At 40.4% G+C, this 13,462-nt stretch carries 15 protein-coding genes and 1 riboswitch; of the genes, 4 read left to right on the top strand and 11 right to left on the bottom strand.

The features are described 5' to 3' along the window. From nrdD to RTK36_RS14280, 4 genes are all read left to right on the top strand, one after another. The coding region (nrdD, locus tag RTK36_RS14295) for an anaerobic ribonucleoside-triphosphate reductase (protein WP_312047916.1) at positions 1 to 1,256 on the top strand (1,256 nt) is incomplete at its 5' end. 3 nt (positions 1,257 to 1,259) lie between these two features. Next, complete coding sequence (nrdG, locus tag RTK36_RS14290; protein ID WP_312047915.1) at positions 1,260 to 1,754, top strand: anaerobic ribonucleoside-triphosphate reductase activating protein; 495 nt, start codon at positions 1,260 to 1,262, stop codon at positions 1,752 to 1,754. 13 nt (positions 1,755 to 1,767) lie between these two features. Further along, positions 1,768 to 2,202, top strand: a complete 435-nt coding sequence (locus RTK36_RS14285) for a dUTP diphosphatase (protein ID WP_312047914.1) — start codon at positions 1,768 to 1,770, stop codon at positions 2,200 to 2,202. Between the two features lie 24 nt (positions 2,203 to 2,226). Then, positions 2,227 to 3,045 (top strand): VanW family protein, encoded by an 819-nt coding sequence (locus RTK36_RS14280; protein ID WP_312047913.1) that lies wholly within the window; start codon positions 2,227 to 2,229, stop codon positions 3,043 to 3,045. A 62-nt stretch (positions 3,046 to 3,107) separates the two neighbouring features. Here the strand turns inward: RTK36_RS14280 and RTK36_RS14275 are convergent, their stop codons facing one another. From RTK36_RS14275 to RTK36_RS14225, 11 genes are all read right to left on the bottom strand, one after another. Next, positions 3,108 to 3,590, bottom strand: coding sequence for a GNAT family N-acetyltransferase (locus tag RTK36_RS14275; RefSeq protein ID WP_312047912.1), 483 nt, complete (start codon positions 3,588 to 3,590; stop codon positions 3,108 to 3,110). Positions 3,591 to 3,619: 29 nt separating this feature from the next. After that, entirely contained in the window at positions 3,620 to 4,471 is an 852-nt protein-coding gene (locus tag RTK36_RS14270; protein ID WP_312047911.1) for a MetQ/NlpA family ABC transporter substrate-binding protein, read from the bottom strand. 49 nt (positions 4,472 to 4,520) lie between these two features. Further along, a complete protein-coding gene (locus RTK36_RS14265; RefSeq protein WP_334308130.1) occupies positions 4,521 to 5,165 on the bottom strand; it encodes a methionine ABC transporter permease in 645 nt (214 codons plus the stop codon). A 7-nt stretch (positions 5,166 to 5,172) separates the two neighbouring features. Then, positions 5,173 to 6,192, bottom strand: coding sequence for a methionine ABC transporter ATP-binding protein (locus RTK36_RS14260; protein WP_312047909.1), 1,020 nt, complete (start codon positions 6,190 to 6,192; stop codon positions 5,173 to 5,175). A gap of 795 nt (positions 6,193 to 6,987) precedes the next feature. Continuing rightward, positions 6,988 to 8,019 (bottom strand): LCP family protein, encoded by a 1,032-nt coding sequence (locus RTK36_RS14255; protein WP_312047908.1) that lies wholly within the window; start codon positions 8,017 to 8,019, stop codon positions 6,988 to 6,990. Positions 8,020 to 8,525: 506 nt separating this feature from the next. Further along, the gene (thiD, locus tag RTK36_RS14250; RefSeq protein ID WP_312047907.1) at positions 8,526 to 9,341 is read right to left on the bottom strand and encodes a bifunctional hydroxymethylpyrimidine kinase/phosphomethylpyrimidine kinase; all 816 of its coding nucleotides are present in this window, start codon (positions 9,339 to 9,341) and stop codon (positions 8,526 to 8,528) included. Positions 9,342 to 9,360: 19 nt separating this feature from the next. Further along, positions 9,361 to 9,849: an energy coupling factor transporter S component ThiW gene (gene thiW / locus RTK36_RS14245; RefSeq protein ID WP_066053301.1), complete on the bottom strand. Its 489-nt coding sequence runs from the start codon at positions 9,847 to 9,849 to the stop codon at positions 9,361 to 9,363. A gap of 139 nt (positions 9,850 to 9,988) precedes the next feature. Next, positions 9,989 to 10,095: riboswitch (TPP riboswitch) on the bottom strand. Positions 10,096 to 10,151: 56 nt separating this feature from the next. Then, positions 10,152 to 11,345, bottom strand: a complete 1,194-nt coding sequence (locus tag RTK36_RS14240; RefSeq protein ID WP_312047906.1) for a glycerophosphodiester phosphodiesterase family protein — start codon at positions 11,343 to 11,345, stop codon at positions 10,152 to 10,154. A 144-nt stretch (positions 11,346 to 11,489) separates the two neighbouring features. Beyond that, positions 11,490 to 11,804, bottom strand: coding sequence for a DUF1292 domain-containing protein (locus tag RTK36_RS14235; protein ID WP_312047905.1), 315 nt, complete (start codon positions 11,802 to 11,804; stop codon positions 11,490 to 11,492). A gap of 66 nt (positions 11,805 to 11,870) precedes the next feature. Continuing rightward, positions 11,871 to 13,253, bottom strand: a complete 1,383-nt coding sequence (locus RTK36_RS14230) for a DEAD/DEAH box helicase (RefSeq protein ID WP_312047904.1) — start codon at positions 13,251 to 13,253, stop codon at positions 11,871 to 11,873. 19 nt (positions 13,254 to 13,272) lie between these two features. Continuing rightward, a partial coding sequence (locus tag RTK36_RS14225; protein ID WP_312047903.1) for a hypothetical protein occupies positions 13,273 to 13,462 on the bottom strand: 190 nt, incomplete at its 5' end.

Below are 13,462 nucleotides of genomic sequence, written 5' to 3'. Positions count from 1 at the left end.
CAATGAGTTTTGGCACAGGCACAGGTAAATTTGCAAAATTAGCATCTATCACCATGTTGAATGTGCGCAGAAAAGGTCAAGGCAAGAAAAATTGTAAAAAGCCTGTACTATTTCCTAAACTTGTTTTTCTCTATGATGAAAACCTTCATGGAGAGGGCAAAGCATCAGAAGATGTTTTTGAAGCTGGCATATTATGCTCCTCAAAAAGCATGTATCCCGATTGGCTGAGCCTAACAGGGGATGGTTATGTGGCAGATATCTACAAAAAATATGGCAGAATCATTAGCCCAATGGGTTGCCGCGCCTTTTTGTCCCCCTGGTTTGAGCGTGGGGGTATGAAGCCAGCCGATGAAGAAGATATGCCCGTTTACGTAGGGCGTTTCAATATCGGCGCTGTCAGCTTGCATCTGCCTATGATTTATGCCAAAGCAAAGCAGGAAAGCAAGCCCTTTTATGAAGTTTTAGACTATTATCTGGAACTGATCCGCAATCTTCATGTGCGTACTTATGCATATTTAGGAGAAATGCGTGCTTCCACCAACCCCTTGGCCTACTGCGAAGGCGGATTTTACGGTGGCCACTTAGGTCTTCATGATAAAATCAAGCCTCTTTTGAAGGCTGCTACCGCTTCCTTTGGGATCACTGCTTTGAATGAATTGCAAGAGCTGCATAATGGAAAATCCTTAGTTGAGGATGGTCAGTTTGCCCTTGAAACATTGGAACATATTAATCAAAAAATCACCCAGTTTAAAGAAGAAGACGGTAATCTTTATGCCATTTACGGTACCCCTGCAGAAAGTCTTTGCGGCTTGCAGGTAACTCAGTTCCGTAAAAAATATGGCGTCATCGAACATGTTTCCGATAGAGCGTATGTAAGCAATAGCTTTCATTGCCATGTAACAGAGGATATCACCCCCATTGAAAAGCAAAATCTAGAAAATCGTTTTTGGGATCTATTTAATGGCGGAAAAATTCAGTATGTGAAATATCCTATTGATTATAATTTGGATGCTATCCGCACCCTTATCCGCCGCGCTATGAAAATGGGATTTTACGAAGGAGTCAACCTTTCTCTGGCTTATTGCGACGATTGTGGCCATCAGGAATTAGAGATGGATGTATGCCCCAAATGCGGAAGTCATAACCTAACAAAAATTGATCGTATGAACGGTTATCTCTCCTATTCCAGGGTAAAAGGCGATACCCGCCTAAACGAAGCAAAAATGGCAGAAATTGCAGAAAGGAAGAGTATGTAACATATGCGTTATCATAATATTACGAAGGACGATATGCTAAATGGCCAAGGCCTTCGTGTTGTACTTTGGCTTTCCGGCTGTGACCATGGCTGTAAAGGCTGCCATAACACTATCACATGGGATCCAAACGGAGGACTCCCCTTTGACCAAGAGGCAGAGCATGAGCTTTTTGATGCACTGAATCATGATTATACCAACGGAATTACCTTCAGTGGCGGCGACCCTCTTTTTATGGGAAACCGCCAAGAAGTAACAGCTTTGGCAAAACAAATTAAAGAGCGCTTTCCCGATAAAACCATATGGTTATATACAGGTTATCATTGGGAAGAAATCAGCGCTCTACCAATCATGGAATATATTGATGTGCTGGTTGATGGACGTTTCGTTGCAGATCTGAAGGATCCTAAGCTTCATTGGAAAGGCAGCTCCAATCAAAGAATTATTGATGTACAAAAATCAATCAAAAATAGTTCTCTATATCTTTATCACCCAAAGTAAGAAAGGAAATTTTATGGAAACCATCAGAATTAGATATATAAGTGACAAAATTGAAAAGCTACGCTATATAGATGGAAAGTCAGATTGGATTGACCTAAGAGCAGCAGAAAGAGTTGAACTAAAACAGGGTGAATTCCGTTTAATTCCTCTTGGCATAGCAATGGAATTGCCTAAGGGCTTTGAGGCACACATTGTACCCCGAAGCTCCACCTTCAAAAATTTTGGCGTCATTCAAACAAACCATTGCGGCATTGTGGATGAAAGCTATTGCGGTAATAATGACCAATGGTTTTTCCCCGCTTTTGCTATGCGGGATACAGTAATAGAGCTAAACGACCGTATCTGCCAGTTCCGTATTTTTGAGCACCAACCGAAAATCGCCTTTGAGGAAACAGAGAATCTAGGCAATGAAAATAGAGGTGGTATCGGCTCCACAGGAAAGCAATAACCTAGAAAAGGGGGTGCATATATTGTGGGACGAAAGTTGTTTTGTGAACTAAGTCCTTTAACATACGAAATTTCAAGGCAAAAATGTATTCTTTTACGACATATAACAAATTTTGCAAGCAAAGATAAATTTGCAAAAGCAAAGTCTATCTCGCCATTGCCCCACAAAATATATTCTCATAGCTCTTTCATGCGTCGAAAACTAGGCAGTGTCGATATGGCACTTCAGGAAAATAAGGTTCATAATCTATCTTTAGCAGTACCTCTGGTGAATGGCGTATTGATTTACCCGGGAGAAATTTTTTCTTTTTGGAACCTAGTGGGCAATACCACCAAGGCAAAAGGCTATAAAACAGGGCTTGCCATTAAAATGGGAAGCCCCTCTCAGGATGTGGGCGGCGGAATGTGCCAGTTTACAAATTTGATTCATTGGATGGTTCTTCACACTCCTCTCAATGTTGTAGAACGGCATCAGCATGATCAGCTGGATTTATTTCCCGACTGTAAACGTAATGTGCCCTTTGGTTTGGGTACTTCCATTGTTTATAACTATTTTGATTATCGATTTCAAAATAATACAACTGCTACATATCAAATTTTTATCTATCAGACAGAAGAATTTCTTTGTGGCGAAATTAGGTCAAATCAATCTCAATCCTATCAATATCAAATATATACCCAGGATGAATTCTTTTCCAAGGAAGAGGACGGCGTATACCGCAAAGGTAACGTTTTTCGCGAAAAGCTTGATACAGCCTCCAAGGTTTGTATTGAAAAAATTCTTTTGCAGAAAAACCATGCAAAAGTAGCCTATGATACCTCAAGTTTAAAAATAGACGAATAATGCATATGCTGCAAAGTAAGCAAAAAAAGACTTCCCACTTTTTATAATGGAAAGTCTTTTTTTTATAGCTTTAATGTCATTTGAATCACATCGTCTGTGTTATTTCCAAGAATAAGGCCATTTTCCACTTTACTCACTTGAGAAAAACCCATGCTTTGGTATAATCCAATGGCTCTAACATTGCTCCCTCGAACCTCAAGATCCATTTGTTCATATCCAAATGTTCTTGCCTGTTCCAATATAGCACAAACCAATTGTTTTCCTATTCCCTGTCCACGATAGTCCTTCAACAAACCTAGTCCAAGATAGCCTATTTTCTCAGTCCTTGGTTGTGCATCGCACCAACCAACAACTTGGTTTGTATCCGTATTGACCGCCAGAAGAAAAGGTGTTTTCCTCTCTATGGTATTCCTCATAAAGGTTTTCGTCTCTTCTATAGGGAATCCCTCCAGCTTTGCCAGGTAAATTTTCTCTCTAGCCACAGTATCTAATACTTCACTATAAGAAATAATATATTCCTCAGTCGGTTCAATCAAAACTATCATGATACCACCTCTAGTAGCAAATGATCAGCTTAGTTTTTTGCTGTAGGAGCAACTGCGCCGCCGTAAGTATTATTGATATAATCAGCGATTGTCTGGCTGTTTAATACTTCAAGCAAAGTAACCAATTCAGGTCTTGTTTCATCCCCAGCTCTTACTGCAATAATGTTAGCGTAGGTTGTTGCTGCCAAGGAATCTGCCGCTTCCATTGCCAACGCATCTTCAGTTTTCAAACCATTCTGCATTGCATAGTTACCATTGATAACTGCGATAGACAAATCGCCAATGGATAAAGGCAACTGCGCCGCTTCCATTTCAATGATTTCAATATTCTTAGGATTTTCTTTAATATCAAGCTTTGTTGCAGATGTACCGGCAGCAGGATCCAATTTAATCAAGCCATTTGCTTCCAGCAATAACAACGCACGTCCACCGTTGGTGCCATCTGCTGGGATACCAACCTTTGCACCATCAGGCAATTCAGCTAAATCTTTGATACTCTTGCTGTAAATACCCATGGGTTCATAGTGCACTGCACCCAAACTCACAAGCTTTGTGCCATGTTCCTCATTAAAAGAATCTAAATAAGGTAAATGCTGGAAATAGTTTGCATCCAAGTCTCCGCTATCCAGTGCCATGTTAGGCAAAACGTAATCTGTAAATTCCACAATTTCCAAATTGATTCCCTTTGCAGCCAATTCTTCCTTTGCAGCCTCTAAAATTTCCGCATGAGGTGTGGGAGATGCACCGATCTTTAATGTTATCGCCTCCGTACCTGTTGTTTCAGGCTTTTCAGCATCCGCTGCTTTATCTGTTTTACTGCCGCAGCCCGCAGCACCCAGTGCCAAAGCACCGGTTAATAATAATGCAAAAAATTTCTTCATAGTAAATTCCCTCCTATTTTCTTTTTTCTATATTGAAACCTTGATTGGTTTACAAACGTTTGTCAGTTCTTTTTGCAGCCTGCATACCCACTTCCTGTAGAATCTGTACGATTACTACAAGTAATACTACCATGACATACATAATATCCGTCTGCCCTCGAAGATAACCATAGTTGATGGCTACTGCACCCAAGCCGCCGCCGCCGATAAAACCTGCCATAGCGGAATAGCCCAGAATCGTTGTCACAGCAATGGCACTACCCACCAGTAAGGAAGGTTTTGCCTCAGGAATTAACACCTTTACCAGAATCTGCAAAGGGGAGGCCCCCATGGACTGCGCCGCCTCAATCACTCCTTTTTCCACTTCCTTTAAGGAAGATTCCACCAGTCTAGCGATAAAAGGTGCCGCCGCAACCAAAAGGCCAACAATTGCAGCTTTAGGACCAATGGTGGTGCCAACTACTTTTTTCGTAAAAGGCATAATGGTAAGCATCAAAATTAAAAAAGGAACAGAACGTACAATGTTTATGATAGCCCCTAAAATTTGATGAACAATGGGCATGGGATGAACCCCTTCTTTATCCGTCATAATCAATATGAGTCCCATAGGAATGCCAATTAAGTAAGCAAAAAAAGTGGAAATCAATGTCATATAAATACTTTCCCAAAATGCGGTGCCAATTAAGGCCATCATTCCCTCTTTAAACATACTGAACCTCCTCTATCTCAACATCTCTTTCCTTCAAATATGTCAGCATTTTTTCTCTGGTTTTTTTCTCATCAGGAAGTTGAATCATCATTTGCCCATACACCCTGCCGTCTAACATACGTGTATTGCCTGAAAGAATATTAGCAACAGCGTTGCATTCCAACATCATATTCCCTAAAATCGGCTCACCGGAAATGCCACCACGGAATACCACACGATAACAATTTGCAATAGGACCCTCAATGGCCTCTCTGTTTTTGCCCTCGTGATAAACCAATTCTCTGCCTGCTTTTGTTTTAGGTGCACGGAAGATTTCCTCCACACCGCCCATTTCGGCAATCAAACCACCATCAATAATGGCAACCCGATTGCAAATTTCTTGTATTACACTCATTTCGTGAGTAATCACCACAATGGTAATGCCTAATCTCTCATTTATATCTTTCAAAAGCCGTAAAACCCCTGCCGTTGTGTTGGGATCAAGGGCACTGGTTGCTTCATCGCATAGAAGCACCTTTGGCTCTGTTGCCAATGCTCTAGCTATCGCAACCCTTTGCTTCTGCCCACCAGAAAGCTGAGAAGGATATGCACCTAAACGCTCACCCAAACCAACCAGCTCCAGCAATTCCACTGCTCTTGCCTTTGCCTTTTCCTTGGATACACCTGATATTTCTAAAGGGAAACAAACATTTTCCAGGGCAGTTCTTTGCATTAACAAATGAAACTGTTGAAAAATCATCCCCATGGAATGTCTCTGTTGTCTTAAATCTTTTTCCGCCAGACAAGTAAGCTCCTGTCCATCTAAATAAACCCGCCCGCTGGTGGGTCTTTCTAGCAGATTGATACAACGTACCAACGTACTTTTGCCCGCACCACTCATACCGATAATTCCGAAAACTTCTCCCCTTGCGATCTCCAAATCAACTTCCTTTAAAACTTCTAAAGAACCTTTTTTTTGAGGAAAGCTTTTTGACACGCCCTCTAAGCGAATCATAATCTCCTTTTTTTCCATACCTTTACCACCTTTTCCTTTTGCATGCCATAAGAAATTTCTATAATACAACCCCCGGTAGGTTGTATTTATTCAGGGTGGAATAGCGTCCACACCCTATGAAAAAACTACGTACTTTCAAGCTTTTTTTAAATAAGGAGATTAGATTCATTTCTAGAACTCAAAAGTCATGAAACAACCTATATCCTCCACTGGGTAAAGCACATTACCTTATTCTTACCTAAAATCACTTTACTGCATCATGTCTTTGGGGAATCAAGATTTTTCCAGTAAAAAAAGCTCTCTCCCTAGGACATTTCTGTCTCAGGGACGAGAGCATACGCTTCGTGTTACCACCCTAATTCACCATAGCCTCACAGCTATCGTCTCTGCAAGTACAGGCATGTTGTGCCGATACTCCGTCGCTATCACGGGCGCTCCCGTCGCAGCCTAAAGGTTAAACCTCTCGGTGCGCAGCTCCAAGACCATCTTCCACCATTTTCGAATTTCCTCCTTCTCAGCTTTATAGGAGGTTCTCTGTAAAATCATCCACGATGTACTCTTCTTTTCGCAGCCTTTTTCAATAATGTTAAGTTATTCTCCATTATACTAATTTCTCATGGTTTGTCAATTCCATTTTTTTGTATCTAACTTCCCATTTAATCTATTCTTAGCACTTTGCACAAAAATACCTACTAGTTTTAAATGTTTGTTTAAACTTTTCAAAGGAACATCCATCTTTAAAAATTTCAAATCGTTTTTTACCACTTATTTTCAAGATTTTTCTGCACAATGTTCATAAATAATTCACAATTTTTACTCTGCAGCATCTTCCTCAGCCACATCCTTGCCATATTGGTCAAAAGGAATATCGTGATATATAAAATCTTCAATCATATCTGCTGCCTGCTCAATATCGTATACATAGTACCACACCCCTTTAATGGTTTGGCCACCGGCTTTGATATTTTCATTTGGCAAGCCTGCTTGCTCCAAAGAAACGCCGCTCTTCATTCCAGCAGAAGCAATTTTCAAAATCTCATCATTGCTTAAAGAGGTTTCCACCATAGGGGCAAACTTTCTTACATAAGAAGGATAGGCCAAAGGGTTGATTTCCAGAGCTTTTTTAAATAGACACTCCAGAACCTTACGCTGACGCTCACCTCTCATTACGTCTCCATCAATTTTTCTGATTCGAGAATAACTTACTGCCTGAGGGCCTGTCAAATGCACTTGACCGGATTCCTGCAATTTCTCACCTTTTAACAGGTAATTGTTGATCTGTTTTCGCTCAGCTTCGCTGACCTCCAAATCAACACCACCCAATTCATCAATTACATCTGCTAATGAATCAAAATTAACAGAAACATAATCCTTAATATCTAAATGAAAATTCTCATTAATTGTTTGAATTGCCAATTCAGGGCCGCCATAGGCATAGGCATGGTTTATCTTTGTCTTCCCATGTTCAGGCACATCAACATATGTATCTCTTGCAATGGATATCAGCTTGATTTTTCCTGTCTTGCCATTGACAGAAGCAATTAATATGGCATCCGAGCGCCCTTTGTTTCCTTTGTCCTGAGAATCAATGCCATATAAAGCAATATTCATAATTCCCTGATTTCCATATACGTTTAAGTTCTCGTTTACCGACAGAGAACTTTCATCCACACTTTGACGGTTTAATCCGCCCACCATATACATAAAAATGCCGTACAAAATTGCTAAGACCCCGCAAAGTCCCATCAAGGTAAACAATAATGTTTTAAAATACAACCTCCATAATTTCTTATCCATAAGGGAAAAAACGTCCTTTCTACAAAAATCGTCAGAGTCGTTTTTCATTATATTCCTCTATGGGAAAAAAAACAATGAAAATTCTATTAATACGCCTATTGGTAACAAATAACACTTAGGGCGTGGCTTTTGTTCAGCCGACGCCCCATTGTCCCCAAAGAGTAACTGTGTAGTTATTTCATTTTTAAAATGGAAATTTTATGCTATAATTTATAAATACAATCATTTTAGAGAGGTAAATCATATGACCAGAGAAAAAATAAAATCTATACTAGTCCTTATAACCATCGCAATACTGATTGTCACCAGATTTATGGAGCACAAAAACATTTCCATAGCTATACCAGTAACTCTAATCACAGACGTAGCCATGGTAATTTTGATAGTACTAGCCCTGTTAAAAAGTAATAAATAATCCAATGAAGAATCCTAGGTCTATGTGATACCTTCAATGGTTATCACCCCTGAATCAACCCCGCCTTACATATACGATTTTGTTTGTAAAGTCCATTCTTGTTTTCCAATTGCCTTTCTTGCTATGCTAATCCCCTTTTTCAGTCTTTCACTTCGTCCCAAATTCCCGCTTTATTGTATAACTCGTAAAAATGGTTTGTGGGGCCAACTCCTTTGCCAATCTCCAAACTGTGGGCAATTGCCACAGTAATATATGCCTTCGCAATATGCACTGCCTCCTCAACACTTTTTCCCTTAGCCAAATTGGCCGCAATTGCAGAGGAAAGGGTACAACCTGTGCCATGGGTGTTCTTGGTTTCTATGCGGTCAGAATGCAACAGCGTAATTTTCTCCCCGTCAAACAATAAATCCGTAGCAGTTCCCTCTAGGTGGCCGCCTTTGATCAATACATTTTTTGCGCCCATCTCAAAAATTCTTCTCGCCGCCACCTCCATAGATGATAAATCATCAATTTTCATGCCTGTAATCACCTCTGCCTCGGGAAGGTTAGGGGTTACTACATAAGCCAGAGGAATCAAACGCTGAATCAATATATCCTTTGCTTCGGGTTGCATCAAATCGAAGCCGCTTTTTGAAATCATAACAGGATCAACTACAATATTTTTTGCATGATGCTCCAGTAGCTTGTCGGCAATAACATGAATGGTCTCAATTTGAGAGACCATCCCAATTTTTACTGCGCTCACTGCAATGTCTGAATAAATGGCATCAATTTGCCCACCAATAATCTCAGGGGTTATATCCTGGCAACCAAAAACCCCTTGGGTATTTTGCACCGTCACCGCCGTGATGACACTCATGCCATAGGTTCCCAAGGCGGAAAAAGTTTTCAAATCTGCCTGTATGCCTGCGCCCCCGCAAGTATCCGAGCCTGCTATTGTTAAAACGTGCTTCATTCTATCAACCTCCAAAAGATTAAGATGTTTTTGAGACTGTCTTTACAAAATAAGCGGATTGCAATAGTAAAACTGCCACAATACTGCCCCCGAAAGAGCTTAGTAAAAAAGCAGGAACGTAAGCCAACGCGCCTACCGCTTTGCCCATGGTAAAAATGGCAATGGGTACAGCCAAAAGACCGCCTAAAACCCCCGTTCCAAATACTTCTGCCACTGCTGTTAAATAATTGTTTTTGGTTAATTTATATATGTATCCTGCCAAAAGCGCCCCAACCATACTGCCCGGGAAAGCCAATAAAGAGCCTGTTCCCATAAAATTTCTCAGCAATGAAATACAAAAAGCATTTACCACTCCATAAGCAGGGCCTAGAAGCACCGCCGCCAAAATGTTCAAGGTATGCTGAATGGGAAAGCACTTAGACGCACCCACAGGTATGTAAATTAAATTCCCTGCCAGTACACCAATGGCGATAAACATTGCTGAAATTGTAAGCTTTCTTGTTTTCATGATAGATTCTCTCCTTTTTATAGTGTGGCTAAGGGTGTCTATCCTGGTGCAAGACTTCCCTATCCAGAAAGCGCACCCGAGAAAACAAGGTATTTTTCATAAAAAAGCGCAGCCACGATTTCTCGTTTGCTGCGCCTGATTTTGAAGTATAACGCTTCCCTACGCTGGTATAATCCAGATCAGGTAGAAAGGGTAACAAGCTGCTTGCTTGATTCTCAGCCGATGACGGCACCCCCAGCAAAAATATGATTCGTTTCCATTAAAGTAGCACGTTTTACATCCCTTGTCAAGGGCATCCTTTATTATGCATTTAAGCCCAAAAGCTGAGTCATTGCAGCCAAAGGAACATATACCTCTCCATCCACTAAAATAGGACGAATTTTTGTTTCATTATTATTAAATGTCAAACGAAACTTCGCTTTTTCCATTATTAAATTTCCACTGTGATTCATAAGCAGTTCATTTCCTAAAGAAGAGAATGACCTACCCGAGATTAGGTTCATGGAATCACTTTGACTGTCAAATTGCACATCAAATTTTTTTCCTAGAGAAGCAAGTTGACGTAAAGGTACATAATCCTCATTGAAAATTTTAAGGGTATCTAAAGTAATCTCGCCGTTTCCCAGAGAAATCTCTTTTTTCTCCACCTTTCGGTTGTCGGAAAGACCAACCCATTTTAATTCATAAGGCTTAATGCGATCGGTATAAATACCGTCTATTCCCAAAGCTAGTAAATCTTGAAATTGCTTATAACGGTTAATGGTATGGGCATATACCTTAATTTCCTTTGCATGAAGAGTATCAACCACGTCCTTTGTGACACGGGCATTCTCGATGGTTACTGTCCCAATGCCTTTTGCTTCACAAAATTCTGCAATCTTTGGATAATCAGGATAATAATTTAAATAAAGCGTATATATCCACTCTTGAAAAGGATAAATATCCTTCACCCAATCATACATTTCTTCGTTATAAATCTGAGGAATAATCCGATTCAAAATTTGTGGCTGTTCCATGGCCTCAGCAATTTGTTTTAGGTCTTTAAATTGCTTTTCCACAGTAGCCTTATCTGTATCCTTTGTGTCTGTAATCAAATAAACATCAGGATATTCCACCATTAAACTCAATACATCCACAGCGGTCAGCGGTGTCTGGTCAAAGCATATTTTACTGGTTTGGAAAGTATTGCGATCCATCACTAAGGGTGACTTTGCATCCTGTTCCAAGCGGTAATAAGAGCCATCGGCTTCAAAATCATGACGAGCAACCAAAACGCCATCTGAGGTGTAGGTAAAATCTACTTCCATAGCACGAAATCCGCTTCCCCATGATTCCAAAAATGCTTCTTTTGCATTTGTCTCAATTTTCCCGCGGGATTCGCCCAGCGCATGAGCAACCAAAGGGTTGCCATCCTGCCATCCTGCAAATGCCGTAAGAGACATGGCTGAACTAAATACTGCCGCCAGAATCATAGGCACTATTTTTTTTGCAAACATTTTGTTACCTCCTAGTTAAGACGAAGGGCGTTTTTATTTTACTTTTAAACATTGTTTCAGAAAAATAATAATGATTTCCCTTCGTTCTAAATTTCAGATAAAGCCTAGGGTGCCGGCTAAGCCGACACCCCTACTGAGTCCATTTTATTCTTCGTCTTCGTCCTCAAACAAATCATTGAATGCAGCAGAAACTTTGTCAAACAGTGCATCCTCTTCGATGACTTCCAACTCGATTTCTTCGCCAACTTCTTTGTATTCATACAGCAATACGGTTTCATCCTCCAAAGGCATTAAAGCAATAAACTGCTTGTCCTCCACACCTTCAACCTCAAATACACCCAAAATGCCGCATTCCAATTCAGTATCATCATCCAATGTTAAAAACATTGTTTCCAATCCCATTTCTTCATGTTCATGGTCATGTTCGTGATCGCATCCACATCCGCATTTGTCACTCATAATTAGTACCTCCTCAAATAAATCTTTTTACCTATCTATCATACCCTATTCTAGGCATTAGAACAATTATTTTTTTTGGTTTTCCAGCTTATTTTTAGCTTTTTCTGCTTGTTTTTTTGCTTTTTTCGCAAAAAAACCTAGTTCCTCTTTTTGAGGCTCTTTTTTATCCTTCCCTTTCACTGTTGCCTTATACGTAACTTTTGCCTCTTTTTTTGGTTTTTCCGCCCAAACATTAGATTTTTCGCTAAATTCTTCATCTGTCATCTTTTTTGTTTTTTGTGGTCTATCTAAGTCTTTTTTGGTCATGGCACTGTTTTCCAACTTTCCAAAGGCCATTTCTTTCTGCACAAACCGAAGGCCCCACACCTTTTCATACTTATGCACCCATCGTCTTTCATAAGGTGTAACCAAGGTGATTGCCGTGCCTTCTTCACCTTTTCTGCCGCAGCGTCCTGCTCTGTGGAGATAATGACTTGGTTCCTCGGGCACGTCCATATTGATAATGTGGGTCACCCCTTCAATATCCAAACCTCTCGCTCCAATATCGGATGCTACCAATACATTTGCTCTGCCATTACGAAAATCCTCCAAAGCATTTTTTCTGTCCAGCTTTGCCGCTTTGCCGTAAATTCCCGCTGCCTTTATGCCATGAAAACAAAGCTTATCCACCGTAACCTCAATATTTTCAGGATTATTCAAAAAAACAATGGCTCTTTCCGGTTTTTCTCCAGCTAAAATTTTACGAAGCTGTAAAAACTTATCCCTTTGAGCTGTCAGAATATAATAATGGGAGATGCCTTGAGGAACCAGACTGCCTGTCTTTGCCTCAATAAATAGACAATCTTCCTTCATCAGCTTTTTGCTGCGCTCCCTTGTTTCCTCATCAACAGAGGCAGATAGCAAAACAATCTGCCTCTCCTTTAGCGTAGATTTCACAACGTTGGAAACATCATCAAAATTTCCATCCTCTAAAAGGCGGTCTCCTTCGTCCAACACAATGGTTTTCACCAAATGAGCGGGTAACTTCTTCCGCTTAATAAAATCCAAAATTCGCCCAGTGGAACCAATGAGAATACGTGGTTTCTCCTTTAATCTTTCCAATTGACGCTGAGGCCCCGCAGAACCAATAATGAGCATACAGCCAATATCCAGTCCGCTGTTTTCCTCCAAAAGTTGTGCCTGATGAAACACCTGTGCAGCCAACTCATGGGTAGGGGTCAAAATAATTGCTTGCGCACCCTTTACTCCCAAATCCAAACGTTGAAAAATAGGCAAAAGATATGCTAACGTTTTTCCCGAACCGGTTTCGGATCGGCCGATCACATCTTTGCCTGTTAAAATATAGGGTATCATATGCTTCTGTATCTCTGTGGGCGTTTCTATTCCTTGTTTCAACAATGCTTCCGTCAAAACAGAGGACAAGCCCATTTTTTCAAATCCATTCTCCATGTTCTATTCCTTCCTTATTTTAAAAACAAGGGTAATACCGTATCCTTCTGTAAGTAGAATACAAAACATCAGCTACGAAATATGCGTAGTTGCCCAAGCTCTTAAGCCTATAATAACAATTATAGCCTGTTTTGATCAGCCTGTAAACAAAATCATCAAACGCTTTCCTTTTGTGAAAAATAATCATTAATACCCAAATAAATTGCCCA

The sequence above is a fragment of the Anaerotignum sp. genome (assembly GCF_031981185.1).
Lineage (GTDB): Bacteria > Bacillota > Clostridia > Lachnospirales > Anaerotignaceae > Chakrabartyella.
The sequence above is the reverse complement of the archived record's forward strand: the minus strand, read 5'-3'. Positions and strand labels throughout refer to the sequence as shown.